The sequence below is a fragment of the Halorubrum ejinorense genome (assembly GCF_039522565.1).
In the GTDB taxonomy this organism is placed as follows: Archaea; Halobacteriota; Halobacteria; order Halobacteriales; family Haloferacaceae; genus Halorubrum; species Halorubrum ejinorense.
This window is the reverse complement of record NZ_BAAADQ010000010.1, coordinates 1-24,653: the sequence shown is the minus strand read 5'-3', so window position 1 is coordinate 24,653 and position 24,653 is coordinate 1. Positions and strand designations below refer to the sequence as shown.

The following is a 24,653-nucleotide window of genomic DNA, read 5'->3' as shown; positions in this document are numbered from 1 at the left end:
CAGCGGCGGTTCGGGCCGCGACGGACACCGCTTTACCCGCGGCGCGCGTTCGCTCACCCGTGTCACGGTATCGAGACGTCGCGCTGTTCTTCCTCCTCGCGCTGTTGTGGGGCGGATCGTTCGTCGCCATCGAGGTCGGTCTCGACTACTACCCGCCGGTGTTGTACGCCGCGTACCGGTTCGACGTGGCCGCGCTGGCGCTGATATCGTACGTGTTGCTCACCGAGTCCGGTCCGTTCCCGCGGAGCCGCGGCGACCTGGCCGCGATCGGGTTCAGCGGCGGGCTCTCCGTGGCCGCGAACAACGCCCTGCTGTTCGTCGGCCAGCAGTACACCACCAGCGGCATCGCCTCGATCACGTACAGCCTCGTTCCCATCGCGACCGCCGCGGTCGCGGCCCTCTGGATCGGCGGAACGGACCTCGACGCGCGCGGCGCGATCGGCGTGGTCTTGGCCTTCCTCGGCGTGGGGCTCGTCGCGCAGCCGGACCCCGCGAACCTCGGCGGTGGGGTCGCGGTCGGCGTGGGCCTCATCTCGGTCGGCGTCATCGCGGTCGCGGTCGGCAGCGTCGGCCTCCGGACCGTGGAGACGACGTTCTCCAGCGTCGCGCTCACCGGGTGGGCGATGGGGTTCGGCGCCCTCGCCATCCACGCGCTCAGCCTCGGGTTGGGCGAGAGCCAGCGGCTTCCGGCGACGGCGCCGAGAGCGCTCGTCCCGCTGGCGTTCCTCGGCCTCTTCTCGTCGGCGGTGGCGTACACGATCTACTTCACGCTGCTTGACCGGCTCGGCCCCTTCGAGATCAACCTCGTCTCCTACGTCGTCCCGGTCGTCGCGACGGTCGCGGGGGCGCTGCTGCTCGCCGAGCCGGTGACGCGGTTCACCGTCGCCGGTTTCGCGGTCATCGTCCTCGGGTTCGGGCTGTTGAAGCGCCGCGAGATCGCGGCGGCGGCGGCCGACGTCCGGTTCCCGGCATAAAGAGCGACCGCCGCGACTCCCGACCGGCGCTCGCGTGTCGGTGTCGCTGACGCGCTAGGGCCGTCGTCGCTGACACGTCGTCACCGTTCACGCGCCGACCACTTCGACCCGATCGCCCACGCTCGCTCCGAACAGGGAGGCGTGGGACGCGAAGAGGTCGTCGTCGGCCGCGGCGTCGACGATCACGGTGCGGCCGTGGCGGGTGACGCTCGCGTCCGAAAGCGAGGTCTCTCCCTCCCGGGCCGCCCGCGCGATCGCCTCGGCCGTCTCCCTGTCGAGGCGCCGCGGGTCCGCGACCGCGCCGTACCGCAGGGCGACGCTCGGCTCGTCGGGGTCGTCGCCGGCGTCTCCCGCGCCATCCGCGGTCTCGCCGTCGCCCGCGCCCGTCGACTCCGTGACTCGGAGCGACGCCCCGACCGCGCCGGACGCGTCCACCGCGGTCCGGAGTTCGTCGGGCGCGTCGGCGAGGGCCCGCCGCAGGTGGTCGCGGGCGTCCGGCCCGAGGTCGACGCACACCGTCGCGTCGCCCCCGAGCAGGGAGGGCAGCGGGCCGTAGCTCGCCGTCTTTCCCGTCCGCCGTCGGTCGCGACCGACGCCGGCGTCGCGGTGTTCCGCGGCGGCGGCGGGCGTCGGGGCGTACGCGGCGACGAGTTCGTCCGAAGCGACGGCGACCGCCGATCCGATCGACCGAGCGCGGAACCGGGCGAAGCCCGAGCCGTCGTCCGCCTCTCGGACCACGTCCGGGTCCGCTTCGAGCTCCGCGGCGAGCGCGCTCGCGTCGACGTCGCCGACCGCGACTCCGCACCCCTCGGGTCCGTCCGCGGTCAACGCGGCGCCGCCGGTGGCCTGTCTGAGCCGGCCGAGCGACACGCTCTCGTACCGGTCGAGGAGCCGGCGGAATCGATCGCCGAACCCGCTCGGTAGTCCCGTCTCGGTCAGTACCGCCGGGTCGATCCGTCCCGTCACCGCCGTATCCACTGCGCCGGACGCGGTCGCGGCCGGGTCGTAGGTCCCCGCGGCGACCGCGGAACGCGTCCGGCTCGACCCCGCGTCGGCGCGGTCGCTCGTCGTCTCGGCGTCGGCCCAACCGGCTTCGGTCGCGGCCGGGTCGACCGCGAGACCGGCGTCGGGCGGCGGCTCGGCGGTGAGGGTACCGATCGGTTCACCGACTCCCAGCCCGGTCGCTGCGAGCGCGGCTAGGCGCTTCGCGAACGCTCGTTTGGAGGGCATCGTTTCAGTTGTCTCGAGTCGTGTAATAATACTATCGGGTGGCAGCTACGGGTGATACCCGCACCGTCGGACCGTGCCGGATCAGCCGTCGAGCGCGGCGATGTCGTCGAGTATCTCGACGGCGTGGTCCTCCGGGGAGACCCCCTCGTAGGCTAAGACGACGGTGCCCTCGTCGTCCAGCACGTACGTGTTCCGGAACACGCCGTCGAAGGTGTTCCCGAACATCTGCTTTTCGCCGTAGGAGTCGTACGCGCCCGCGACCGCGCCGTCCGGGTCCGAGAGCAGCGCGAAGGGGAGGTCGTACTCGGCGGCGAACGGTTCGAGGTCCTCGACGGGGTCGTCGCTGATCCCGACGACCGCGACGTCCGCGTCCTCGAACGCGTCCCACTCGTCGCGGAAGCCACAGGCCTCGGCGGTACAGCCGGGCGTGTCTGCTCGCGGGTAGAAGTACACCACCGTGTGACCGGCTGCGGCCGGGTCGACGGTGACCGTCTCGCCGCGGTGGTCGGTGAGCGTGATGTCCGGCGCCGAGTCGCCCGGTTCGAGCATACGGATCGGCTCTCCTCGAACCTGTTAGGGGATTCGGTCCATTTTTACGGGCTACTCGCATCCTACCCGTATCGATGGCGTGGCAACCGACGCCGTACACGGCTCCGCTGCTCGTCGCGGCCGTCGCGTCCTTTGCTTTCGCCGCCTACGCGGTCATCAACCGATCACGGGGCGGACACGCCCTCCTGTGGAGTTTCGTCGGCGTCGCGGGCACGGCCGGCGTCTGGTCGCTGGCGTACGCGGCACAGCTGTCGGCGACCTCCCTTTCGGCCACGCTGTTTTACAACCGCTTCGTCTGGCTCGGCTCCGCCGGGCTGGCGGTCGCGTGGCCGGTCTTCGTGCTGTCGTACGTCGACAGGGGACCGTGGCTCCGTCGGCGTCGCCTCGCGCTCTTCTGTCTCGTTCCCGTCGTCGTCACCGTCGCCGTCTGGGCCGCCGGCGTCGACCCGCTGTTCTACGTCGACCCCGCCCTCGTCGACGCCGGGGGATTCCGCGTCCTCGACTACGCGCCGACTCCCGCGCTGCTCGGGTTCGTCGGGTACACGTACGCAGTCAACCTGTTCACCTTCGTCGTCCTCGGCTACGCCGCCGCCACCCGCGACGGCGTGTTCCGCCGTCAGGCCGCGCTCCTCTTCGTCGCCGGCGTCGCGCCGCTCGCGCTCGGGACGGCCGGTATCGCCGGGGTCGTCGGCCCCGAGAACGGCCTCGTCGACTTCACGCCGATCGCGTTCAGCGGGACCTCGGCGCTTCTGGCGTGGGTCGTGTTCCGGTACCGGCTGCTCGACGTCTCGCCCATCGCCCGCGACGCGGTGTTCGCGAACCTCTCCGACGCCGTCGTCGTCTGCGACGCCGACGGTCGGCTGGTCGACCGCAACGACCCCGCCTGCTCCCTGTTCCCCGACGCCGAACTCGGCGCGCGTGCCGAGGAGGCGTTCGACGACCTCCCGGCGGTCGCCGACGCGGCGGCCGACGGGCCGGCGGACGACGAACTCCGCGTCACGATCGACGACGAGGCCGCGCCCCGGTTCCTGACCGTCGACGTCCACGGGATCACCGGTCCGGGGACGGCGCGCGGCGGCACCGTCCTCCTGTTCCGCGACGTGACCGAGCAGGAGACGCTCCAGCGCCGGTACCGCGCGCTCATCGAGAAGTCGCCGAACGTGATCGCGGTCTGTGGCGACGACGGTCTGCTCCGGTACGTGAGCCCGTCGATAGAGCGGCTGCTCGGCCACGAGACGAACGAGGTCGAGGGGCGGCCCGTCATCGACCTGGTTCACCCCGAGGACCGACGGGACGCCCAGCAGGCGTTCGAGCGCGCCTTCGAAGACGGGGAGGCCCAGTCGATCACCCACCGGATCGCGCGCGCCGACGGCAGTTGGCGTCGCTTCGAGACGGTGATCGAACGGCTGTTCGAGGACACCAACGAGGTCGTCATCACCGCCACCGACGTCACCGAGGCCCGTCGGTACGAACAGCGGCTTCAGGTGCTGAACCGCGTGCTGCGACACGACCTGAAGAACGACACCAACGTCATCGGTGGGTACGCGGACCTCCTGCGCGGCCACGTCGACGAGGAGGGTGGCTCGTACCTCGACATCATCGATCGGAAGGTCCGAACGCTGACTCATCTCAGCGACCAGGCCCGCGAGATCGACGTCGCGCTTCACAGCGACGCGGGTCGGGCCGAGATCGACTTGGCCCGACTCGTCGACCGGCTCTGTGAGTCGCTGGAGTCGTCGTTCCCCCGAGCGACGGTGACCGCGAGCGTCCCGGAGTCCGCTGTCGTCTCCGCGGACGAGCTGTTGGAGTCGGCGATCCGGAACGTGCTGGAGAACGCCGTCGTCCACAACGACGGCGACGACCCGCACGTCGACGCGAGCGTCGTCGCGGACGGCGACTGGTTCCGAGTCGAGGTCGCGGACGACGGACCGGGGATCCCGCCGGTCGAGCGGACGGTGTTCTCCGAGGCCCGGGAGACGGCGCTCGAACACGCGAGCGGGCTCGGCCTCTGGCTCGTCCACTGGATCGTCACGGAGTCCGGCGGCGACATCGAGATCGAGACCCGCGAGCCGACCGGCACGGTCGTTCGGATGTGGCTCCCGCGAGCGACCGCGGACGCCGACTGACTCGCACAGTCGAGGCTCGGCGGTTGGCTCATACGTGGACGCGGACGACGTGGCCGCCGCAGCCGCACTGTTCGACGTACTCCCAGTCGACGCCGTCGTCGAACGCCGCTTCGAGCGCGTCGAAGAGGTACTCCTCCGGGTGGCCGTGCGCGCCGTGGGTGACGAGGTTGACGCGGTTGCCGGCCGCCGTGTGCTCGACCGCGTCGATCGCCTGCGAGACGAGGCGGTCGCGGTCGTCGGCGTGGTCCGGGCCCTCGAGGTTCGCGGACCACGAGGTCTCGTGTACGCGGTCCGTCACCGGGTCGGAGCCGTGGTCGTGGTCGTCGGGTGTGGTCGCCATTGCGGCTACTCTTCCGTTTCCGCGACGGATACCCATTGGAGCGAACATGTTCGACGAGAGGATTACCACGCCTCGCTCCGGCGATCCGCCCATGCGTTCTCGCATCCCTTCGACGAGGCAGACGAGCGACTGGACGCCCGCGAGACCGACGGCGAGCCGTTCGGCGACATCGTGGCCGCGCTCGACGGCGAGGAGTCGCTCTGTCTGGTGAACCGCTTCGAGCCGGAGCCGCTGTACGACGTGTCGGAGACGCGAGGGTTCGCCTACGGGACCGCGAACCCGGCCGACGACGAGTGGTACGTCGAGATCACGCCGGCCTGAACGCGCGCCGAGCGGGTCGGTTCGGGCCCGGCGGATCCGTCGGCCGCGACCGCTCTCCGCAACCTCTTTGCGCGCGGTCGCCGAACCCGGACCCATGAGTCACGGACCTCTGGACGAGGACGCGGTCGAGAGCTACCGCGAGGCCGGCGCGGTGCTGGTCGAGGCGATGAACGAGGCCCGCGAGATGGTCGAACCGGGCCGGACCCACCTCGAAGTCGCCGAGTGGACGGAGGACTTCGTCCGCGAGCAGGGGGCCGGCCTCGCGTTCCCGGTCAACATCAGCGTGGACCCCGAGGCGTCCCACGCGACGCCCGGCCGCGGCGACGAGACGACCTTCGGCGAGGAGATGGTGTGTTTAGACGTGGGCGTCCACGTCGACGGCTACATCGCCGACGCGGCGGTGACCGTCGACCACTCCGGCACGCCGGAGCTGGCCGAGGCCGCCGAGATGGCGCTCGAGGCCGCGCTCGACGAGGCGGGCCCGGGCGTCGAGGTCGGCGTCGTCGGCGAGGCGATAGAGGACGTGATCCGCGGGTACGGCTACACCCCCGTCCTCAACCTCTCCGGTCACGGCGTCGAGCGGTACGACGCGCACACGGGCCCCACGGTGCCGAACCGCGGGGTCGAGCGCTCGGTCGAGCTGGAGCCCGGACAGGCGGTCGCGATCGAGCCGTTCGCGACCGACGGCCGCGGGAAGGTCGGCGAGGGGACGGAAGAGGAGATCTTCGAACAGCAGGGCTCCGCGAGCGTGCGCGACCGCCGCGCCCGGCAGGCGCTCGATGAGATCGAGGCGTTCGACGACCTGCCGTTCGCCGCCCGCTGGCTGGAGACCGACCGCGCCGAGATGGCGCTCCGCCGGCTGAAGCAGGCGAACGCGATCAAGGGGTACCCCGTCCTGAAGGAGGACGAGGACGCCCTGGTGAGCCAGGCGGAACACACCCTCTTGGTCACCGAGGACGGCGTCGAGGTGACGACCGCGGGGATCCACGGCTTCGACTGATGGACCGGATCTTCGCGCCGTGGCGGATCGAGTGGGTCGAACGCGACGCGGACCCGATCGACGGCTGCCCGTTCTGCGTGCTGCCCGAGCGCGAGGACGCCCGCGAGGCGCGCGTGGTCGCCCGCAGCGACCGCAACTACGTCCTGCTCAACAACGCGCCGTACAACCCCGGCCACGCGATGGTGATCCCGCGCAAGCACCGCGAGGACGTCAGCGACCTCGACGACGCGACGCTGTTCGACCACGCGAAGCTGACGAGCGCCACGGTGGCGGCGCTGCGCCTCGACATGGACCCCGACGGCGTCAACACCGGCCAGAACCTCGGCGGCGCGGCCGCCGGCGGCTCGATCGACCACCTCCACACGCACGTCGTCCCGCGGTGGAACGGCGACACGAACTTCATGCCCGTCACCGGCGACACGAAGGTGATCGTAGAAGCGATCGAGCGCACCTACGACCACCTCCACGCCGGGTTCGCGGCCGACGAGAACGCGGTCGACCCCGGCGACCCCGACGCGGGCGACGCGGTCCGGCTCTCCTTCGATCTCGCCGTCGACGACTGACGCCGCTCGACCGGCGTCGGCTCCCTCGCGGCGTCGGCTCTCCTTCGGCGTCAGTACACGAGTTCGCCCGAGATGAACTTCCGGGTGCGCTCGTCGGTCGGGTCCTCGAAGATGGCCTCGGTCGGCCCGACCTCCGTGATCCCGTCGTCGAGCAGCACGGCGACGCGGTCTGCGATCCGCTCGGCCTGGTGCATGTCGTGGGTCGCGACCGCGACGCCGATACCCCGGTCTCGCGCCTCGGCCGTCGCCTCCTCGATCACCGCGGTGTTGCGCGGGTCGAGGTCCGAGGTCGGCTCGTCGAGCAGCAGGGCGTCCGGCTCGTACGCCAGCGCCCGGGCGAACGACACGCGCTGGGCCTCGCCGCCGGACAGCGAGTCGGCGTGCCGGCGCGTCTCGTCCGCCAGTCCGACGACGTCGAGCGCCTCATGGACCGCTTCCGGGACGCCGCGCCCGAACAGCGAGCCGATCCGATCGGTCCACGACCGACGGACTCGCAGCCCGTACTCGACGTTGCGCGCGACGGTGGCGTCGAAGAGGTTCGCCTCCTGAAACACCAGTCCGACCCGACGGCGCAGGGCGAGCCGCTCGGTCGCGTCGCCGGCCCACGCCTCGGTGCCGTCCAGCGAGACCGACCCGTCGTCCGGTTCGAGCGACAGCGCGAGCAGGCGGAGCAGCGTCGTCTTGCCGACCCCGGAGGGACCGATGACGGCGAGCACCTCGCCGGCGTCGACCTCGATCGACAGGTCCCGGAACACGACCCCGTCGCCGTACGACACCGAGGCGTCGGTCGCCCGGAGCATCAGCCCTGGGCCCCCCGGTCGCCGAAGCGGACGACGACCGCGTTGACGGTCAACACGAGCGCGACGAGCACCGCGCCGAGCACCAGCGCGGTCTCGTACTGGCCCTGTCTGGCCTCCAGTTGGATGGCGGTCGTCAGCGTCCGCGTCTTCGAGATGCCGTCCGCGCCCGTGATGTTCCCGCCGACGATGAGGACGGACCCGACCTCGCTGATCGCGCGGCCGAACCCGGCCAACACCGCCGTGGCGATCCCGTAACGCGCCTCCTTGACGACCACGAGCGCCGCGTCGAGCCGCGTCCCGCCGAGCGCGCGCGCCGCGTCGCGGACGCCGTCGTCGACGCCGTCGACGGCCGCGAGGGTGATCGCCGTGATCGGCGGCGTCGCGAGCACGAACTGCGACATGATCATCGCCTCGCGGGTGAAGATGAGCTCTAACGACCCCAGCGGTCCCTGGTTCGAGACGGCGAACAGGACGACCAGTCCCACCACGACGCTCGGAAACCCCATCCCCGTGTTGACGACCGACTTCACGAACCCCTTTCCGGGGAAGTCGGCGAACCCGATCGCGACGGCGACCGGCACGCTGAACAGCGTGCTCAGCGCCACGGCGGTGACGCTCACGTACAGCGAGACGAAGATGATGCTCCGGACGTACCCGTCCCTGAACGGGAGATCGAAGAGCGCCGGGGCCGACTGGACGACCGGTTCGATCGGCACGCTTACGCGTCGTCGTCGTCGCTACTCCAGCCTTCCGGAACGTACTGCTGGAAGTCCGGGTTCTCGGAGACCGCCTCGGGGAAGAACAGCTGCTCGCCGTTCACCTGGTACTCCGAGATGGCCTCCTGAACGCCCGGACTGGTGATCCAGCCGATGTACGCCATCGCGAGGTCGTAGTTGGCGTTCTCGTGGACGCCGGGGTTCACCGCCATGACGCCGTACGGGTTCGCGAGGATCTCCGGACCGTCCTCGATCGGGCCCTGGACGAGGATCGCGAGGTCGATCTCGGCGCGCTGCGAGATGAAGGTCCCGCGGTCCGAGAGCGTGTACGCGCCCTGCTGGTTGGCGACGTTCAGCGCCTCGCCCATCCCGGTGCCGGTCTCCTGGTACCAGTCGCCGCCCGGCTCCGTGCCGGCCGCCTCCCAGAGGTTTAGCTCCTTCGTGTGCGTGCCGGAGTTGTCGCCGCGCGAGACGAACGTCGCCTCCGCGTCGGCGACGGACGTGAGCGCCTCCGTCGCCGAGCTCATCCCTTGGATGCCGGCCGGGTCTGCCTCGGGCCCGACGATCACGAAGTCGTTGAACATCAGGTCGCGGCGGTTGATCCCGTACCCGTTCCGCATGAACTCGTCTTCGAGCCCGCGGGCGTGAACCATCACGATGTCCGAGTCGCCGTTCCGGGCGGTCTCCAGCGCCGCGCCGGTGCCCTGGGCGACGGCGTCGACCTCGACGCCGTACATCTCCTCGAAGCCGGAGTGGATCTCGTCGAGCAGTCCGGTGTCGTAGGTGCTCGTCGTCGTCGTGAGCGTCAGCGTCTCCCCGGCGACCCCGATCGACTCACTTGCGCTCCCGCCCCCGTCGGTCCCGTTGGCGTCGGTTCCGTCGCCGCCGCTTCCGTCTCCGCCGCCGTCGCCCGCTGACGAACAGCCCGCCGTGCTCGCGATCGCTCCGGCGCCCAGCGCGGCCACGAACCGCCTCCGTTGTATCGCCATAGATACAACGGTGGGTCGGTGCCACATATAACTTCCGTGCCGCGACAAGCGACGGGACGCGACCGGGCGAAAACGCCATGACGGGCCGGCCGCATCCTCCGGACATGGGAGAGCCGACCGAAGCCGGTCCGGACGCGGCCGCGGGCCGCGGCCGCGCCGCGCTCATCGAGAACGGCGTCGAGTTCGACGGCCGGGACGCCGCGTTGCTGCGTGCGGTCGATGCGACGGGATCGGTCGCGGGCGCGGCGTCCGAGCTCGGTCGCTCGCGGGCCCGCGCCCTCTCGCGGATCGAGGCCTTGGAGGACGCGTACGGGACGCTCGTCGAGCGCCGCCGCGGCGGCGAGGGCGGCGGCGGGAGCCGGCTCGCCGCGTCCGGCCGCGCGCTCCTCGACCGCTACGACCGGCTCCAGGCCGTCCTCGCGGCGACCGCGGCGGTGCCGGAGACGGTCCTCGACGGCACCGTGACCGCCGTCGACGGCGAGCTCGCGGTCGTCGACACCCCGGTCGGCGAGCTGTCCGGGCTCCACGGCGGTGCCGGGACGGGCGACAGCGACGGCGACGGAGGCGGCGAGCCCAGCGACGACGCCGCCGTCACGGTCGGGGACGCGGTTCAGGTCCGCGTCGGCGCCGACGCCGTCACGGTCAACGACGCGGCCAACGCGGTCGACCCGGACGCGACGAGCGCCCGGAACCGTCTCGCGGGCCGCGTCTCCCGCGTCGATCCCGGCGAGACGGTGTCGACGGTCCGGATCGGCGTCGAAGCGGCCGGCGGAGGCGACGAGGGCGATGCGGGCCGCACGGGCCATGAGGGCGACACCGACCTCGAGGTCGAGGCGCTGATCACCGCCGAGAGCATCGATCGGCTCGGTCTCGCTCCCGGTGACCGGGTGTCGATCCGGTGGAAGGCGACCGCGACGCGGCTGGTGCCGCAGGCGGAGTGACGCCGCCCTCGCGGGGTCGCGTCTGACCGCCGTCCCGTGCCAACCGCTCTCTCGCAAGCGAACGGTTTTTGCGTCGACCGACGGGAGAGAGGGTATGGACGAGGGCACCCCCCGGACCGACGGCGGGACCGAGCGCGCGGACGAGCCGACCGAGGACGTCGCGCTCGACCCGTGGGGGTCGGCGTCGGTGGGCGACTACGCGGACCTCTTCGCGGAGTTCGGCATCGAGGCGTTCGACGAGGTCGACGACGACGTGCCGGACCCGCACTACCTGATGCGCCGCGGCGTCATCTTCGGCCACCGCGAGTACGACGCGGTCGCCGAGGCGATGGCGAACGACGAGCCGTTCGCGGCGCTGTCCGGGTTCATGCCGACCGGCGACCCGCACATCGGCCACAAGCTCGTGTTCGACGAGATCATCTGGCACCAACAGATGGGCGGCGACGCCTTCGGACTGATCGCCGATCTCGAGGCCCACTCGGCGCGCGGGATGTCGTGGGACGAAATCGACGAGCACGCCCGCAACTACCTCCTCTCGCTGCTCGCGCTCGGCTTCGACGCCGAGGACGGCGAGCTGTACCGCCAGTCCGACAACCGCGCGGTTCAGGACCTCGGGTTCGAGCTCGGTTCGAAGGCGAATTTCTCCGAGTTCGAGGCGATCTACGGCTTCGACGGCGAAACGAACATCTCGCACATGCAAAGCGTCGTCACCCAGACCGCGGACATCCTCTATCCCCAGCTCGTCGACGAGCCCAAGCCCACGGTCATTCCGGTCGGCCCCGACCAGGACCCGCACGTCCGACTGACTCGAGACCTGGCTACCCGAGTGCGCTACTTCAAGGTGACCGAGGCGTTCGCCTCCTTCGAGCTCGACGACGACGAGCGCCGGCTGGTGCGGGCCGCCTACGACGCGCTCGCGGCGGACGCCGCGGAGGGCGGGACCGACAGCGACGACGAGACCGACGTGCGCTGTGAGGACGCCGCCGACTGGCTCGACGACTACGAACCGCCGGAGAGCGACCGCGAGAGCGTCGACCTCGACGCGGCGAAGGCGACCGCGCTGGAGAAGCTCCGCGCCGGCGGGAAGGAACCGCTCCGCCCCCGCGTGCGCTTCTTCGACAGGAACGCGACCGACGAGGCGTTCGAGGCGCTCATCGAGGCCGTCGACGGCGAGAAGCGCGTCTTCGACGGTCACGTCGACGCCTTCGACCTCACGCGCGACGACGCCGAGTCGGTCGCGCGGGAGGTCGAGATCGACCACGACGGGTTCGGCTTCCGGCAGCCCTCCTCGATCTACCACCGCTTCATGACCGGGCTCACCGGCGGGAAGATGTCCTCCTCTATCCCGGCGAGCCACATCTCGCTGCTGGACGACCCGGAGGACGGCTACGACAAGGTGAAGTCGGCGACGACCGGCGGCCGCGACACCGCCGAGGAGCAGCGGGAACTCGGCGGCGAGGCCGACGAGTGCCCGGTGTACGAGCTGTACGCCTACCTGCTCGCGGGCGACGACGATGAACTCACGAAGACCGTCTACTCCGAGTGCGTCAACGGAGAGCGCCTCTGTGGCGGCTGTAAGGAGCAGGCGGCCGAACTCATGCGCGAGTTCCTCGAAGACCACCAAGAGAAACGCGAGGAGGCCGAGGAGCTGCTCGACGACCTCGACATCGATCTGGACTCCGACCGGCGCGGCACCGGCGGCGAACACTGAATGCCCGGCCTCCGCGGGGGGCCCCGGCGGCCCGTTCGCGCCCTACAGCTCCCGCTTCGCGTACGCCCCGATGACGCCCCCGATCGCGCTGAGCGCCATCGTGTAGGCGAACACGAGCGCGATGATCAGGAGGGCGATCAGCCCGCCGCCGATCACGACGCCGGGCTCCGGGGCGACCGGGACGAGGAACAGGACCAGAAGGAGGATGCCGAACGCCGGCAGCGACGCGATGGCGCCCGAGATCGCGCCGACCGTGAGCCCGTCTCGCGTTTCGCCGCCTTCGAGGTACCCCGCTAGGGCGCCGCCGAGGATGGGAGAGATGCCGGTAAACGAGAGCAGGAGCGTCGCGATCGCGCCGAGGATCGCGTTGACGTAGGTGTTTTCGGTGTCCATGCGTCAGCGATCTCTCGGCACCCGGATACCTCTTTGGGCGAGGCGCCGCCGCGGCTCACAGCTCTCCGTTCGCGTACGCTCCGATCAGCCCGCCGAGCGCGCTCAACCCGACGGTGTACGCGACGCCGCCGATCACGATGACCGCCCCGAACACGACGACGCTGCCGGCCGCAATGCCGGCTTCCAGCGGGAACCCGAAGAGGCCGAGGAACGGCAGGAAAAACAGCACGAGCAGCAGGAGGCCGACGACCGGGATCGACGCGATCGCGCCGGAGATCGCGCCGACTCGAAGCCCGTCCCCGGTGTCGCTGCCCTGTAGGTAGCCGGCGAGCGCGCCGCCGAGGAGCGGAGAGATTCCGGTGAACGAGAGCACCGCGGTCGCGACCGCGCCGACGACCGCGTTGAGGAGGGTGTTGTCCGTGTCCATACCCGCCCGCAGTCTCAGCGGCGGTAAACCTCTTGTGGACGAGGACGCGCCGCCTCCGTCCGCGTCCGGCCGCGGTCGGCCGCCGTGCGGTTCGAGCCGATGGTTTATGAGGCGGGCGGTACCTGTCACGGGTATGAGCGAGGAGGAGGCCATCCACGTCGCGGACGTCAGCGAGGGGATCGGCGGCGACGCGACGGCGGAACCGGGCACGCCGGTCGAGCTCCCGGTGGTCGACGTGCTCACCGGCCGGTCGTTTATCACCGGCAAGAGCGGCTCCGGAAAGAGCAACACCGCGAGCGTCGTCATCGAGAACCTCCTCGACAACGGGTTCCCCGTGATGATCGTCGACACGGACGGGGAGTACTACGGGCTGAAAGAGGAGTACGAGATCCTCCACGCCGGCGCCGACGACGAGTGCGACATCGTCGTCTCGCCGGAACACGCCGAGAAGCTGGCGAACCTGGCCTTAGAGCAGAACGTCCCGATCATCTTAGACGTCTCCGGCTACCTCGAAGAGGAGACGGCCAACGAACTCCTCTTAGAGGTCGTCAAACAGCTGTTCGCGAAGGAGAAACGGCTGAAGAAGCCGTTCCTGCTCGTCGTCGAGGAGTGCCACGAGTACATCCCCGAGGGCGGCGGGATGGACGAGACGGGGAAGATGCTGATCAAGGTCGGCAAGCGCGGCCGGAAACACGGCCTCGGCATCGTCGGCATCAGCCAGCGCCCGGCCGACGTCAAAAAGGACTTCATCACCCAGTGCGACTGGCTCTGCTGGCACCGCCTCACCTGGGACAACGACACGAAGGTGGTGGGACGGATCCTCGGGTCGAAGTACGCCAGCGCGGTCGAGGACTTAGGCGACGGCGAGGCGTTCCTGATGTCCGACTGGGACGAGACGATCCGCCGGATCCAGTTCCACCGCAAGGAGACGTTCGACGCGGGCGCGACCCCCGGCCTCGAGGACTTCGAACGCCCGGAGCTCAAGTCCGTCTCGAGCGACCTCGTCGGCGAACTCCAGTCCATCTCCGACGAGCAGGAGCGCCGCGAGTCCGAACTCGCCGACCTCAGACAGGAGCTCGACAAGAAGGACCAGCGCATCCAGGAGCTCGAACACGAACTGGAGGAGGCCCGGGACCTGAGCAACATGGCCGACCAGTTCGCGCAGGCGCTCCTCGGGAAGGCCGAGGCTCCGTACCGGAGCGGCGGTGGCCGACCCGCCATGGGCGCTGAGCGGACTCCTCCCGCCGACGGCGGCGACGAGGGCGCGGACCAGTCGGTGCTCAAGTCGTACGACGAGGCGGTCGCCGCGACCGAGGGGGACGACGGAACCGCGTCGGCGGACGACGAGGCCGCGACGGCGGGCGACGCCGAGACGGGGACCGCCCCGACCGATGAAGCCGCGACGGCGAGCGAGACCGCCGAGGACACCGGAGGCGCTCGAGCCGACCTCGACCCCGGCGCGAACGAGGGAGACGTGCCTCCGGAAGCGGGAGCGGACCCCGAAGTGGGCGACGCGCCGGACGACGCCCCGCCGGTCGACGACGTCGATCCGGTGACCCGCGACGACGTGGCGGAGAGCGCCCTCCGGTTCGACGACGCGATCGAACTCGGAACCCGTGAGGCCGTCATCGAGGAGCTGCGCTCCCGGATCGAGGCGCTCCCGGAACTCTCGCGCGGGATGCTCCGCCACTACCGTCGCGAGGGCGCGAGCGACCCCGTCGCCGCCCACATCGACGCGGGCGGCGACGGCGACTCCGGGCACGCGTACAGCCGCCACCGACCGATCCGGCGCTCGGGGCTCATCCGCCACGCCGGTCGCGGGCACTACGCCTACGCGGTCCCGGACCTGGTCCGCGAGGCGTACGCCGACCGGCTCGACGACGCCCAGATCGACGAGATCGTCCGGGCCGTCGAGACCGTCTTCGTCCCGCCCGCAGAGCTGAGCTATCCGCCGGACGCCGACCCGTCAGCGGTGACCGAACCGACGAGCGAGGCCGCAGCCCCGTTCGGCTCGCGCGACGACGGCCGACCGAGGGCCGAAGGGGACGACGCGATCGCCGACGGCGACGCGGTCCTCGACGAGGGCGCGGTCGACTCGGGCGACGACGGGTCCGACGAGACCGAAGCCCGGACCGACGACGGTCTGAGCGACGCCGCTCGCCGGTTCGCCGAGCGGTCCGACCGCTAGCGGCGATAGCGGCGGGGTAGCCGGTCGCAGCGCCATGGGCGCCCGACCGACCGAGCTCGGACGGTTCTCACCGACACGGCGTGTCAGAACGGCACAGAGACGTAATCGCTCGGCACCGCGTTCCGCGCCGTCACCTGCGGATCGACCACCTGACTGATCTCCAGCCCGCCGACGAGACTCGACAGGAGGTACGCCTCGGTGCGCGTGACGCCGTGGTGGTGCGCTAACAGCGTCACCATGTCGCTGTTCGCCTGTTCGACGGCGTCGTCGAGCGTCTCGGCGCTCGCGAGCGTCTTCACCGCGTCGCCGGTGTCGAGCAGGGGGCGTTCGAGCGCGACCTCCGGGTCCTCGATCACGGAGAGCGTCACGTCTATCTCGGTGCCGATCTCGGCACCGGTCCCGCACATCTCCCCGTCGGCCATCGCGGCCTTCGAGTCGCCCATCGCCAGCATCGCGCCCTCCTGAAACACCGGGAAGTAGAGGGTCGTGCCGGCGGTCACGTCGGTCGTGTCGAGGTTGCCGCCGTGCTCGGCCGGCGAGAGCGTCGAGATAGTCCCCGCGGCGGTCGCGACGCCGATCGTCCCGATCACGGGCTCGACGGGCACGTCGAGTCCGTCGAAGTCGACGGTCTCACCCTCGGCGTCGACCTCGGTGATCCGCGTCGCGGGGTGGTCGATCTCGGGGTCGTCTCGGAGGAGTCCGAACCCGGGAGTGGTGACGACGCGGCCGTGCTCCTCGGTGACGCGAACGGCTTCGATTTCGACCGCGAGGACGTCGCCCGGGCTCGCGCCGCCCACCGCAATCGGACCGGTCGCGGCGTTGACCTCCTCCGGGATCGCGTCGAGCAGGTCGCCTTCCTCCTGAATCTCACCGTTCAGGCTGTCGATCGTCTCGATCGTCAGCGATTCGCCGTCCGCGGCCTCGTAGACCGGGTCCATCTCGGGAGCGAACTCGTACACGTGGCCGTCGCGGTGTGTGACGACTTCTCGTGGCATCGGTTCGCGTTCGGTCCCCGGGCGACAAAAGTCCCCGCCGTGACCTGTCCGGCCGAGCCCGATAGCCCGTTCGGGGCCCTCGAACGTTTGAGAAACTCGAACAACGCGCGAGCCGATCGCGGACGACTCTCTCCTCGGAGGGACACGGAGAGCGGTGCGTGCCCGGTTCCCGACTCAGTTCTCGACGGCGGCGCGCTCGGTGCGGTCGTACTTCTCCTCGAACTCGCCGATGAGCTGGCCCATCTTCGCGTACCAGTCGTTGAGCATCCGCTGCATGTCGTCGGCGATCTGCGACGGGTCGGTCGGCCTGTACACGTGGTAGTAGCCCCCCTGGTCGTAGTTGATCTGTTCTTTCTGGATGAACCCGGCGCTCAACAGTCGCTGAACCGCGCGGTAGGCGGTCGAGCGTTCGCGGTCGACGCGCTCGGCGATCTCGTCGATCGTGAGCGGCTCCTCGACCGACACCAGCGTCTGGTAACAGTCCTTGTCCAACTGCTTGAGACCGTGGAAACACTCCAGTAACCCCTCACACTCCATGTCCCGTTGGAGCTGTTCGGACATCGAATCGGGCATTTAACGCGTCGTTAGAGGGTTTCGCCCGTCAAAAGCATTGTGTGTACCGCACAATCACAGGCGACCGTTTCGGCCGCGGACCTGACGGAGCCCACGGACGGCCGCCGATCGCTTTTTACTCCTCGTCGTCGGACTCGGCGTCCGCGTCGTCCTCGTCGTCGTCGCCGACGCCGGCGGCCTCGAACGCCGTCGTGACCTCGTCGACAGGGACCGTTCGGAAGCCGTCGTCCTCGGTGACGGTCGCGACCGCGAGGTCCGAGGGCTCGAACTCGTCGTCGTGTTCGGCGAGCGCGGCGACGGCGAGTTCGATGCCGTCCGCCAACGAGAGGTCGTCGGTCCACTCCTCTTCGAGATGGCCCTGGATCTCCTGACGGCCGCCGCCGATGACGGTCGCCTTCCACTCGTTGGGGGTCCCCGAGGGGTCGGCGGCGAACAGGCGCGGCTCGCCGTCGTCGATGCCGCCGATGAGGAGCGCGGCGCCGTACGGTCGCGTTCCGCCGCGCTGGGTGTTCTCCTGGATGTGGTCGGTGATGAACTTCGTCAGCGTCTCGACGCCGACCGGCTCGCCGTAGCGGAGGCGGTTCCCCTGCGACTGGCGGCGCGCGAGGTCGATGAGCTGGCGGGCGTCGGCGACGTGGCCCGCGCTCGCGGTCCCGACGTGGTCGTCGAGCTTGTGGAGCTTCTCGATGCTCTCGGCCTCCATCAGCGACGAGGAGGGACGGGACATCGCGACGAAGACGACGCCGTCGGTCGTCCGAACGCCGACGCTCGGCGCGCCGCGCGAGACCGCCTCGCGTGCGTACTCGACCTGATAGATTCGCCCGTCCGGCGAGAACAGCGACGTACCGCGGTCGTACGCCTGCTGATCGTTGCCGCCCATCATCGCCGATCACCCGCTCGCGCGGTGTCACGTTCGCTCATTACCCTTCCTTACGCCGCGCCGTTGAAAAAGCATCCGTAACCGGTACATCCCTGACCCCACCGCAACCGACGCCCCGGATCCGACGGTCGCGTCTCCGTCGCCGACTCCTCGCGCCGACTCTCTCTCCCGCCCGCGACGCTGATTCCCCCGTCTGGCTCCCGCCGCTGGCCGATTCGCTTCCCCCGCCGACGGATATAACCACGCAGGTCGCCTAGTGAATATGACATTGACGCACACACGAATTACGGCCCTCTCGCTGGCCGTGCTGGCTGTGTTGGCGACCGTTGGCGGGGCGTTCGCGGCCGGCGGCGCGGCGGCGGTGCCGGACGCGCGGATCACCGTCGAGACGGTCGACGTGGCCTCGGGCGAACCCACCGTCGGCGAGCGGACGGCGGTGAACGTCACCGTCACGAACTCCGGCGGCAGCGCCGCGGCGGCGAACGTCACCGAGGTCCGCGTCCGTAACGCCGACGGCGACGTGCTCGACAGCGTCTCGGGCGTCGGCGCGCTCTCGGCCGGCGACTCGCTGGACGCGACGCTCTGGACGACCTTCGAGGAGCCGGGCGAAAAGCGGCTCACCGTCCAGGCCGTCGCGAACCAGTCGACCAGCGGCGAGTTCGTGACCGTCAGCCGCGACACCGTCATCGAGGTGCGCCCGACCGAGGTCGCGCTCGACCTCCGGACCCGTGCGCTCGACCCCGAGGACCTCCGGACCGACGACGGGAACGAGAACCCCGCCGGTGACCTCGGCATCGGCGGTATTCAGGGCATCTTCGGCGGTGGCGGCGGACTCGACACGGGCGACGGCGACCAAGACGGGGCGGCGCCCCTCGCAACCGACTCGCCCGTCGAGGTGACCGTCGTCAACACCGGGACGACGACGGCCGACCGCGTGAGCCTCCGCGCCGTCGGAACCGCGGTCGACGGCGCAGCGGACGGAGACGACGCGGAACGGACCGTCTCAGTCGGGCCGTTCGTCGTCGAGGACGTGGCGCCCGGGGAGGAGCGGCGCGTCATCGTCGATCTGGGCCCGCTCGACCGGCGCTCGGCGGTGACGGTCACGGCCGCGTTCCGGGCCGACACGGACGTGCGGAACGACCGCGGGGCCGACCGCACCGCGGAGTCGACGGTGACGTACCCGGTCCGCGAGTCGACGCCGACCGTGACGGACGCGACGGTCCGCGAGACCGGCGACGGGGCGGTCGTCGTCGACGCCAACCTCGGGAACGCCGGCGAGGGCGAGATGACGGGCGCGGTCGTCTCCGTCGGCGACGCGCCCGGCGTCGAGCCGACGCCGACGGGGAGCGAGTACTTCGTCGGGACGCTCGGCGCCAGCGACTTCGTCGGCTTCGAACTCGAAACGACGGTGAACGCCTCGGTGGCCGATGAGATTCCGATCCGGGTCACCTACACCGAGCGCGGCGTGCGGTACACCGAGACGCTGGCGGTGGCGGCGCCGGAGTCGGACGACGAGAGCGACGCCGGCGGCACGCTCGGCCGGATCGGCGTCGGCGGCGTGGGCGCCGCGGGCGCGGCGGCCAGCGGGCTCGCGCTCGTGGGCCTCGCCGGGGCGGTCGGCGTCGCGGTCAGGACCGGGCGTATCGGCGGGTCGACCGGACGGCGACGCGACGGGTCGGCGCCGTGACCGGGGACGCCGTCTCGGACGCGAAAGCCGCAGCCGACCGCGCGGTCGACGCCGAAGCCGGCGGCGAGTACGCCGTCGAGCTCCGGGACGTCGTCAAGCGCTACCCGAGCGGCGGCGCCGAGCCGGTCGTCGCGCTCGACCACGTCGACTTCGCGGTCCGGCCCGGGGAGTTCGTCGCCGTGGTGGGACCCAGCGGCTCCGGGAAGTCGACGCTGCTCAACGTTCTCGGGCTGCTCGACGACCCCACCGCGGGCCGGCGCCTGCTCGACGGGACCGACGTGACGAACCTCTCGGTGGCCGAGCGGACGCGAGCGCGCAAGGAGTCGATCGGGTTCGTCTTTCAGGACTTCCACCTGCTGCCGACGCTGACGGCCGTCGAGAACGTCGCGATGCCGACCGCGTTCGATCCCGGCGACGCGACCGACCGGGCCGCCGACCTGCTCGCGCGGTTCGGGCTCGGCGACCGGCTCGACCACGAGCCGAGCGAGCTCTCCGGCGGCCAGAAGCAGCGCGTCGCCATCGCTCGCGCGCTGATCAACGAGCCGGGCGTGCTGCTCGCGGACGAGCCGACCGGGAACCTCGACACGGAGACGGGCGAGTCGATCCTCGCGGAGTTCGAGCGCGTGAAGTCGGAGGGCGTCGCCGTCATCGCGGTCACGCACGACCCGCTGGTCGAGGAGTACGCCGACCGCGTCGTCGACCTCACCGACGGCGTGTTGACCGGCGGGATCCCGACGGACGAGGGGGGCGACGGCCTCGGTCCGGACCGCGTCCCCGGCGACGAGACTCGGCGCGGTGGCCGGACCCGCCGCGGCGGCCAGCGGCCGGCGCCCACGGACGTGGACGGTGAGAGATGACGGGGGGTGACGGATGAGTCGGGAGCGGTCGACGCCGCGGCGCGACGGTCTCGCCGGCTGGCTGCGGGGCTGGCGCCCCGCGGTGTCGATGGCGTCGCGGAACCTGCGGCGGAACCGCGTGCGGACGGTGTTAGCCGTTCTCGGCGTCTGTATCGGCGTGCTCGCGGTCGCGGCGCTCGGCATCTTCGGGAACGTGCTGGCGCTCGGCGCCGACGACGCCATCGGCGACATCGGCACGCAGGTCGTCGTCTCGCCGAACGCCGACGCCGGCGTGGAGTCGCTGTCGAACGCGGACGTGGCGGCGATCCGGCGCGCGGTCGGCGAGCCCGCGGTCGTCCCGCTGTACTCCGACAGCGCCACGGTCGCGCGGCAGGGCGACCAGACGTTCGCGACGGTGTACGGGATCGAGGAGCCGGCGCTGGCGTACGAGGCCGCCGAGGGGCGGCTCCCCGAGCGCCACAGACAGGGGGCCATCCTCGGCGCGGGCATCGCCGAGGACCTCGACGCCGGCGCGGGCGACACCGTCCGGATCGCGGGGGCGCAGGTGCGGGTGGTCGCCGTGTTAGTCGAGAGCCAGACGTTCAGCCCGGTGGCGCCCGACGACGCCGTCTTCCTCCCGGAGTCGGCGTTCTCGGCCGACGGGTACGCGCAGGTCCTCGTCATCTCCGACTCGGGCGAGGAGGCGCGTATCGCCGCCGACGCGATCCGCGAGGAGGTGAACGCGCGAGAAGACCGGGTCGACCTGTTCGAGCTGGCCGCCTTGGTCGACGAGATCAACGAGTTCTTCGGACTGCTCTCGACGTTCCTGCTCGGCCTCGGCGCCATCTCCCTCGTCGTCGCCGGCGTCTCGATCCTCAACGTCATGCTGATGAGCACCGTCGAGCGCAGACAGGAAATCGGCGTGATGCGCGCCGTCGGCGTCACCCGCCGCGACGTGTTGCGCGTCCTGCTCGCGGAGGCCGGGCTCATCGGCGCCGTCGGCGCCGCCGCGGGCACCCTGCTCACCGTCCTGCTGGTCGCCGGGCTCGTGGTCGGCGCCGAGGAGGTCGACGCCGCGCTCGCGCTCGACCCGACGAACGGCTACTACCTCCTCTTGGCGCTCGTCTTCGGCGTCGGCGTGGGGATCGTCAGCGGCGCCTACCCGGCGTGGAAGGCGGCCAACGAGCGCCCGGTCGAGGCGCTGCGGAGCTGATTCCCCGAGGTGGCCGACAATCCGAAGCACCTCGTACTATCTAAACACCGAACGGCGCGCCGGCGAGCGCCCGGCGGGCGCGAGCCGACCGCGAGGTCCCCGTGAGCGGAGCGAACGGGGGCTCGGAAATCCTCGATTTCCGGTGGCGGCGGCGGTCCGGCGCGGCTCCGCCCGGGCCGGGCCGTCCGCCGAGGCTGGGGAGGCGTGAGGTGTGGTCGCTGGGCGGGGCTTTGGCGGTATTCACCGTCGATCTTCGGTCAGGTGAGTGTAGCCGAGCGGCTCCTGAATCCCCAAAACGGCTTTTGAGCGTGACGACGCACCTGCCGGGCATGGTCCTCGAAAATGTGCGCTCCTCGCCGCACGTCGTCGGCGCCTCCCCAGCGAGGGGGTTACTCGTGCTGGCGGTGGTGGGCCTCCTCCTGCTCGCCTCCGTCGGGTTCGCCGTCGGACTGAACGTCGGACTCTCCCTGTGGTGGATCGCGCTGGCGCTCGGGATCGCCGTCGCGGCGGGGTTCGCGGGTGCGGGCCTCGTCCCGACCGTCGGCTCGCTGTGGCTCGTCGGTTGCTGGTGGTTCGCGTTCCCGCCGCTCGCCGGCTATCTCACGGGTAACTGGACGGGCGCGGGCCGGTACTCGTATCCGCGAATGATGGGATATGGGTACCAATCAGCGCGTGGGGAGCTGCTCGGCGGGATCGAAATCGGTGTCAGACTCGGGCTACAGTTCGCTGTCGTCGCCGGGCTCGCCGGGTACGCGGCAGGGGTGGCTCTTAATCGAGTGTCGACGCATACGAACGAGTCCTAATAATCGCGATCGAGTGCTTACGATCAGTCGACCGCAGATCGGCGGGAACGCCTCCAAAGCCCCAGTCGCGAGACCGCAGTACGCTCGTTGCGCTCCTCGCTCGTTGCGCTCCTCGCTCGTTGCGCTCCTCGCTCGCTGCGCTCGCTGCGCTGCTTGCGTCGCCTACTGCGGTCTCGCGACTGCCCCTTTGAGTGCCGCCCCGCAACCCCACCTCACGCCTCCCCAGCCTCGTCGCTCACGCCCTCCGGGCGTTCGCGACTCCCTCGCGCGTGCTCCTCGCGGCCGCCGGTGGCGTCCGCTCGCAGGCACGCGCCACCACAGTTCAACTGAGAAAAACCGCTATGTAGTCGGAACGTCCGTCTAAACGCCGCGGCCCTGAAGCTGCTCTTCTTCCTTCATGTCCTCGTTGGACTGCCCTTTCATCCCCTTGCCCGTGCCGCTGGCGATGCGGGCGAGCTCCTCGGGGTCGTCCCAGTTGTTGACGGCCTCGACGACCGCGTTGCCCATCGCCGCGGGGTCCTCTGCGCCGAAGATGCCCGAGCCGACGAAGATGCCGTCACAGCCGTGGTACATCATCAGCGCGGCGTCGGCGGGCGTCGCGATGCCGCCGGCCGCGAAGTTGACGACCGGGAGCCGCCCCGCTTCGGCGGTCTCGTGGGCGAGGTCGCGGGGGGCGCCGTGTTCGCGGGCCCACTTCTCGCGCTCCTCGTAGTTGAGACCGGTGAGGGTACGGATCTGGTTTTTGATCGTGCGCTGGTGTTTGACGGCCTGGTTCACGTCCCCCGTGCCGGCCTCGCCTTTCGTCCGGATCATCGCCGCGCCCTCGTGGATGCGGCGGAGCGCCTCGGGGAGGTTTCGGGCGCCGCAGACGAACGGCGAGGTGAAGTCGCGCTTGTCCGTGTGGTACTCGTCGTCGGCGGGTGTGAGCACCTCGGACTCGTCGATCATGTCGACGCCGAGCGCCTCCAGGATCTCCGCCTCCTTGCGGTGGCCGATCCGGGACTTGCCCATCACCGGGATCGACACCTCGTCGATGATCTCGGGGACCCGTTCCGGGTCGGGCATCCGCGCGACGCCGCCGCGCTTCCGGATGTCCGCCGGCACGTGTTCCAACACCATCACCGCGACCGCTCCCGCGTCCTCGGCGATGCGTGCCTGTTCGCGGTTGACGACGTCCATGATGACGCCGCCTTTCTGCATCTGTGCGAAGCCGCGCTTGACCAGCTCAGTCCCTCGCTTCAGCTCCTCCAGATCCGTTGCCTCTGGCATAGTAATGGGTTAGGTCGCCGGCCACTTAACGGGTCGCTTTCGGCGGGATAGCCCGGCGAGCGGGCGGTTCACGCGTCCGAGCTGAACCGCCGACTCGCGGGCCGGCCCGCCCCGGTCGGCGACACCGCAACCGCGAAGTCCCTCCCGGTCCGAACGTCTGCCGTGACCACCGGAGCCATCCTCGCCGGCGGGCGCTCGACGCGCTTCGGCGACGCCGACAAGGCGGTCGCGCCGGTCGCCGGCGTGCCCATGATACGCCGCGTGGCGAACCGGCTCGCGGGGACCGACGATCCCGTTCCGCCCGGCGCCGACCGCGCTGCCGGCGGGAACCCGGTCGTCGACGAACTGGCCGTCAGCTGTCGACCAGACCAGCGCGAGGCGATCGCCGAGGCGCTCTCCGGCGTCCCGCTGCCCGTCCGCTGGGCGACGGACGACGAGCCGGACTTGGGACCGCTCGCGGGGATCGGGAACGCCTGTCGGGCCGCGACGGAGCCGTACGCCTCCGTCGTCGCCTGCGACATGCCGTTCGTCGACCCCTCCTTCGCGGCCGCGCTTCGCGAGGCGGCCGCGACGGCCGAGGCCGCGGTCCCACGACTCGACGGCCGTTGGTACCAGACGACGCAGGCGGTGTACGCGACGGAGCCGGCAGCGGAGGCCTGCGAGCGCGCGCTCGACCGCGGCGACCGGAAGATCCTCGCGATGGTCGACCAGCTGGACGCGGCCGTCCTCGACGACGAGGCGGTCCGGTCGCTGACGACCGAGCGCACCTTCACGAACGTCAACACGCAGTCGGAGCTCGCGGCGGCCGAACGAGCGATCGCCGCCGCGCTCGACGCGGACTGAGCGCGGCCCCCGACCGCGTTCGAGTTCCGTCTCAGTCCGTCAGAACCTCGTACGCCTCGTTGAGCCGCTTGAACCCCTCCTCGTCGCCGTCTTCGCCGTCCGGGTGAATCCGCTTCGCGCGCTCTCGGTAGCGGCGGCGGACCGTCTCGCTGTCGGCCGTGCGGTCGAGTCCGAGCGTCTCGTACGCCTCCCGCTCGGTCATCGCGTCGGCCGCGGGCGCCCGGTCGCGGGGGTCGCGGCCGCCCGCACCCCCCGGACCGCGGGCGCCGCGTCGCCGACCGCTCGC

The 24,653-nt window shown here is 71.0% G+C and carries 26 protein-coding genes; 13 read left to right on the top strand and 13 right to left on the bottom strand.

Features of this window, described 5'->3' with window-relative positions; translation table 11 throughout:
• The first annotated feature begins 59 nt into the window (after positions 1-59).
• Complete coding sequence (locus ABDZ89_RS09835; RefSeq protein WP_343778679.1) at positions 60-974, top strand: DMT family transporter; 915 nt, start codon at positions 60-62, stop codon at positions 972-974.
• A gap of 87 nt (positions 975-1,061) precedes the next feature.
• On the opposite strand, the gene ABDZ89_RS09830 is transcribed toward ABDZ89_RS09835, so the two are convergent.
• Positions 1,062-2,204 (bottom strand): hypothetical protein, encoded by a 1,143-nt coding sequence (locus ABDZ89_RS09830; RefSeq protein WP_343778677.1) that lies wholly within the window; start codon positions 2,202-2,204, stop codon positions 1,062-1,064.
• Between the two features lie 81 nt (positions 2,205-2,285).
• Complete coding sequence (locus ABDZ89_RS09825) at positions 2,286-2,753, bottom strand: peroxiredoxin (RefSeq protein WP_343778675.1); 468 nt, start codon at positions 2,751-2,753, stop codon at positions 2,286-2,288.
• A 74-nt stretch (positions 2,754-2,827) separates the two neighbouring features.
• Here ABDZ89_RS09825 and ABDZ89_RS09820 point away from each other — a divergent pair, with 74 nt between their 5' ends.
• A complete protein-coding gene (locus ABDZ89_RS09820; RefSeq protein ID WP_343778673.1) occupies positions 2,828-4,879 on the top strand; it encodes a histidine kinase N-terminal 7TM domain-containing protein in 2,052 nt (683 codons plus the stop codon).
• Between the two features lie 28 nt (positions 4,880-4,907).
• On the opposite strand, the gene ABDZ89_RS09815 is transcribed toward ABDZ89_RS09820, so the two are convergent.
• Positions 4,908-5,219, bottom strand: a complete 312-nt coding sequence (locus ABDZ89_RS09815; RefSeq protein WP_343778671.1) for a CGCGG family putative rSAM-modified RiPP protein — start codon at positions 5,217-5,219, stop codon at positions 4,908-4,910.
• Between ABDZ89_RS09815 and ABDZ89_RS17115 the strand changes: the two genes are divergently transcribed.
• The 3 genes from ABDZ89_RS17115 (at position 5,190) to ABDZ89_RS09800 (ending at position 7,103) form a co-directional block, all read left to right on the top strand.
• A complete protein-coding gene (locus ABDZ89_RS17115; protein WP_371152532.1) occupies positions 5,190-5,540 on the top strand; it encodes a DUF2249 domain-containing protein in 351 nt (116 codons plus the stop codon). The two genes, ABDZ89_RS09815 and ABDZ89_RS17115, sit on opposite strands and share 30 nt — an antisense overlap.
• 94 nt (positions 5,541-5,634) lie before the next feature.
• Positions 5,635-6,540, top strand: coding sequence for a type II methionyl aminopeptidase (gene map / locus ABDZ89_RS09805; protein WP_343778669.1), 906 nt, complete (start codon positions 5,635-5,637; stop codon positions 6,538-6,540).
• Positions 6,540-7,103 carry an HIT family protein gene (locus ABDZ89_RS09800; RefSeq protein WP_343778667.1) on the top strand — a complete coding sequence of 188 codons (564 nt, stop codon included), beginning with the start codon at positions 6,540-6,542 and terminating at the stop codon, positions 7,101-7,103. The genes map and ABDZ89_RS09800 overlap by 1 nt, the downstream gene beginning before the upstream one ends.
• A gap of 50 nt (positions 7,104-7,153) precedes the next feature.
• On the opposite strand, the gene ABDZ89_RS09795 is transcribed toward ABDZ89_RS09800, so the two are convergent.
• From ABDZ89_RS09795 to ABDZ89_RS09785, 3 genes are read right to left on the bottom strand one after another with little or no spacing between them, the layout of a single operon-like run.
• Complete coding sequence (locus tag ABDZ89_RS09795) at positions 7,154-7,903, bottom strand: ABC transporter ATP-binding protein (RefSeq protein WP_343778665.1); 750 nt, start codon at positions 7,901-7,903, stop codon at positions 7,154-7,156.
• Complete coding sequence (locus tag ABDZ89_RS09790) at positions 7,903-8,619, bottom strand: ABC transporter permease (RefSeq protein ID WP_343778663.1); 717 nt, start codon at positions 8,617-8,619, stop codon at positions 7,903-7,905. Before ABDZ89_RS09790 ends, ABDZ89_RS09795 begins: the two co-directional genes overlap by 1 nt.
• A gap of 2 nt (positions 8,620-8,621) precedes the next feature.
• On the bottom strand, positions 8,622-9,608 hold the full coding sequence (locus ABDZ89_RS09785) for an ABC transporter substrate-binding protein (protein WP_343778661.1): 987 nt from the start codon (positions 9,606-9,608) through the stop codon (positions 8,622-8,624).
• Positions 9,609-9,712: 104 nt separating this feature from the next.
• On the opposite strand from ABDZ89_RS09785, the gene ABDZ89_RS09780 reads away from it, so the two are divergent.
• Entirely contained in the window at positions 9,713-10,549 is an 837-nt protein-coding gene (locus ABDZ89_RS09780) for an ABC transporter (RefSeq protein WP_343778659.1), read from the top strand.
• 94 nt (positions 10,550-10,643) lie between these two features.
• A complete protein-coding gene (locus ABDZ89_RS09775; protein ID WP_343778657.1) occupies positions 10,644-12,260 on the top strand; it encodes a tryptophan--tRNA ligase in 1,617 nt (538 codons plus the stop codon).
• A 42-nt stretch (positions 12,261-12,302) separates the two neighbouring features.
• Here the strand turns inward: ABDZ89_RS09775 and ABDZ89_RS09770 are convergent, their stop codons facing one another.
• Complete coding sequence (locus ABDZ89_RS09770; RefSeq protein WP_343778655.1) at positions 12,303-12,653, bottom strand: DUF5518 domain-containing protein; 351 nt, start codon at positions 12,651-12,653, stop codon at positions 12,303-12,305.
• A 55-nt stretch (positions 12,654-12,708) separates the two neighbouring features.
• The gene (locus tag ABDZ89_RS09765; protein WP_343778654.1) at positions 12,709-13,080 is read right to left on the bottom strand and encodes a DUF5518 domain-containing protein; all 372 of its coding nucleotides are present in this window, start codon (positions 13,078-13,080) and stop codon (positions 12,709-12,711) included.
• Positions 13,081-13,213: 133 nt separating this feature from the next.
• Between ABDZ89_RS09765 and ABDZ89_RS09760 the strand changes: the two genes are divergently transcribed.
• Positions 13,214-15,268, top strand: coding sequence for a helicase HerA domain-containing protein (locus tag ABDZ89_RS09760; protein WP_343778653.1), 2,055 nt, complete (start codon positions 13,214-13,216; stop codon positions 15,266-15,268).
• A gap of 83 nt (positions 15,269-15,351) precedes the next feature.
• Here the strand turns inward: ABDZ89_RS09760 and ABDZ89_RS09755 are convergent, their stop codons facing one another.
• From ABDZ89_RS09755 to psmA, 3 genes are all read right to left on the bottom strand, one after another.
• Positions 15,352-16,263 (bottom strand): acetamidase/formamidase family protein, encoded by a 912-nt coding sequence (locus tag ABDZ89_RS09755; protein WP_343778651.1) that lies wholly within the window; start codon positions 16,261-16,263, stop codon positions 15,352-15,354.
• A gap of 174 nt (positions 16,264-16,437) precedes the next feature.
• Positions 16,438-16,836 carry a helix-turn-helix domain-containing protein gene (locus ABDZ89_RS09750; protein ID WP_343778649.1) on the bottom strand — a complete coding sequence of 133 codons (399 nt, stop codon included), beginning with the start codon at positions 16,834-16,836 and terminating at the stop codon, positions 16,438-16,440.
• Between the two features lie 115 nt (positions 16,837-16,951).
• Positions 16,952-17,719, bottom strand: a complete 768-nt coding sequence (gene psmA / locus ABDZ89_RS09745; protein ID WP_343778647.1) for an archaeal proteasome endopeptidase complex subunit alpha — start codon at positions 17,717-17,719, stop codon at positions 16,952-16,954.
• A gap of 259 nt (positions 17,720-17,978) precedes the next feature.
• On the opposite strand from psmA, the gene ABDZ89_RS09740 reads away from it, so the two are divergent.
• The 4 genes from ABDZ89_RS09740 (at position 17,979) to ABDZ89_RS09725 (ending at position 22,255) form a co-directional block, all read left to right on the top strand.
• The gene (locus ABDZ89_RS09740) at positions 17,979-19,403 is read left to right on the top strand and encodes a CARDB domain-containing protein (RefSeq protein WP_343778645.1); all 1,425 of its coding nucleotides are present in this window, start codon (positions 17,979-17,981) and stop codon (positions 19,401-19,403) included.
• Positions 19,400-20,260, top strand: a complete 861-nt coding sequence (locus tag ABDZ89_RS09735) for an ABC transporter ATP-binding protein (RefSeq protein WP_343778642.1) — start codon at positions 19,400-19,402, stop codon at positions 20,258-20,260. Before ABDZ89_RS09740 ends, ABDZ89_RS09735 begins: the two co-directional genes overlap by 4 nt.
• A 13-nt stretch (positions 20,261-20,273) precedes the next feature.
• Complete coding sequence (locus ABDZ89_RS09730) at positions 20,274-21,452, top strand: ABC transporter permease (RefSeq protein WP_343778639.1); 1,179 nt, start codon at positions 20,274-20,276, stop codon at positions 21,450-21,452.
• Positions 21,453-21,781: 329 nt separating this feature from the next.
• Positions 21,782-22,255 (top strand): hypothetical protein, encoded by a 474-nt coding sequence (locus ABDZ89_RS09725; protein WP_343778637.1) that lies wholly within the window; start codon positions 21,782-21,784, stop codon positions 22,253-22,255.
• A 360-nt stretch (positions 22,256-22,615) separates the two neighbouring features.
• Here ABDZ89_RS09725 and pdxS read toward each other — a convergent pair whose 3' ends face one another.
• Positions 22,616-23,524, bottom strand: coding sequence for a pyridoxal 5'-phosphate synthase lyase subunit PdxS (gene pdxS / locus ABDZ89_RS09720; protein ID WP_343778635.1), 909 nt, complete (start codon positions 23,522-23,524; stop codon positions 22,616-22,618).
• A gap of 162 nt (positions 23,525-23,686) precedes the next feature.
• On the opposite strand from pdxS, the gene mobA reads away from it, so the two are divergent.
• Positions 23,687-24,367 carry a molybdenum cofactor guanylyltransferase gene (gene mobA, locus ABDZ89_RS09715; RefSeq protein WP_343778633.1) on the top strand — a complete coding sequence of 227 codons (681 nt, stop codon included), beginning with the start codon at positions 23,687-23,689 and terminating at the stop codon, positions 24,365-24,367.
• A gap of 31 nt (positions 24,368-24,398) precedes the next feature.
• Here the strand turns inward: mobA and ABDZ89_RS09710 are convergent.
• On the bottom strand, positions 24,399-24,653 hold a 255-nt coding region (locus ABDZ89_RS09710), incomplete at its 5' end, for a DnaJ domain-containing protein (RefSeq protein ID WP_343778632.1).

What these genes read in the sequence shown, in the direction of transcription:
- ABDZ89_RS09775 (WP_343778657.1), top strand. Translation starts at nt 10,644, where the DNA reads ATGGACGAGGGCACCCCCCGGACCGACGGCGGGACCGAGCGCGCGGAC.
- ABDZ89_RS09800 (WP_343778667.1), top strand. Translation starts at nt 6,540, where the DNA reads ATGGACCGGATCTTCGCGCCGTGGCGGATCGAGTGGGTCGAACGCGAC.
- ABDZ89_RS09825 (WP_343778675.1), bottom strand. Translation starts at nt 2,753, where the DNA reads ATGCTCGAACCGGGCGACTCGGCGCCGGACATCACGCTCACCGACCAC.
- map (WP_343778669.1), top strand. Translation starts at nt 5,635, where the DNA reads ATGAGTCACGGACCTCTGGACGAGGACGCGGTCGAGAGCTACCGCGAG.
- ABDZ89_RS09765 (WP_343778654.1), bottom strand. Translation starts at nt 13,080, where the DNA reads ATGGACACGGACAACACCCTCCTCAACGCGGTCGTCGGCGCGGTCGCG.
- ABDZ89_RS09730 (WP_343778639.1), top strand. Translation starts at nt 20,274, where the DNA reads ATGAGTCGGGAGCGGTCGACGCCGCGGCGCGACGGTCTCGCCGGCTGG.
- ABDZ89_RS09760 (WP_343778653.1), top strand. Translation starts at nt 13,214, where the DNA reads ATGAGCGAGGAGGAGGCCATCCACGTCGCGGACGTCAGCGAGGGGATC.
- ABDZ89_RS09770 (WP_343778655.1), bottom strand. Translation starts at nt 12,653, where the DNA reads ATGGACACCGAAAACACCTACGTCAACGCGATCCTCGGCGCGATCGCG.
- ABDZ89_RS09815 (WP_343778671.1), bottom strand. Translation starts at nt 5,219, where the DNA reads ATGGCGACCACACCCGACGACCACGACCACGGCTCCGACCCGGTGACG.
- pdxS (WP_343778635.1), bottom strand. Translation starts at nt 23,524, where the DNA reads ATGCCAGAGGCAACGGATCTGGAGGAGCTGAAGCGAGGGACTGAGCTG.
- ABDZ89_RS09830 (WP_343778677.1), bottom strand. Translation starts at nt 2,204, where the DNA reads ATGCCCTCCAAACGAGCGTTCGCGAAGCGCCTAGCCGCGCTCGCAGCG.
- ABDZ89_RS09780 (WP_343778659.1), top strand. Translation starts at nt 9,713, where the DNA reads ATGGGAGAGCCGACCGAAGCCGGTCCGGACGCGGCCGCGGGCCGCGGC.
- ABDZ89_RS09740 (WP_343778645.1), top strand. Translation starts at nt 17,979, where the DNA reads ATGACATTGACGCACACACGAATTACGGCCCTCTCGCTGGCCGTGCTG.
- psmA (WP_343778647.1), bottom strand. Translation starts at nt 17,719, where the DNA reads ATGATGGGCGGCAACGATCAGCAGGCGTACGACCGCGGTACGTCGCTG.
- ABDZ89_RS09725 (WP_343778637.1), top strand. Translation starts at nt 21,782, where the DNA reads ATGGTCCTCGAAAATGTGCGCTCCTCGCCGCACGTCGTCGGCGCCTCC.
- ABDZ89_RS09820 (WP_343778673.1), top strand. Translation starts at nt 2,828, where the DNA reads ATGGCGTGGCAACCGACGCCGTACACGGCTCCGCTGCTCGTCGCGGCC.
- ABDZ89_RS09795 (WP_343778665.1), bottom strand. Translation starts at nt 7,903, where the DNA reads ATGCTCCGGGCGACCGACGCCTCGGTGTCGTACGGCGACGGGGTCGTG.
- ABDZ89_RS09755 (WP_343778651.1), bottom strand. Translation starts at nt 16,263, where the DNA reads ATGCCACGAGAAGTCGTCACACACCGCGACGGCCACGTGTACGAGTTC.
- ABDZ89_RS09785 (WP_343778661.1), bottom strand. Translation starts at nt 9,608, where the DNA reads ATGGCGATACAACGGAGGCGGTTCGTGGCCGCGCTGGGCGCCGGAGCG.
- ABDZ89_RS09750 (WP_343778649.1), bottom strand. Translation starts at nt 16,836, where the DNA reads ATGCCCGATTCGATGTCCGAACAGCTCCAACGGGACATGGAGTGTGAG.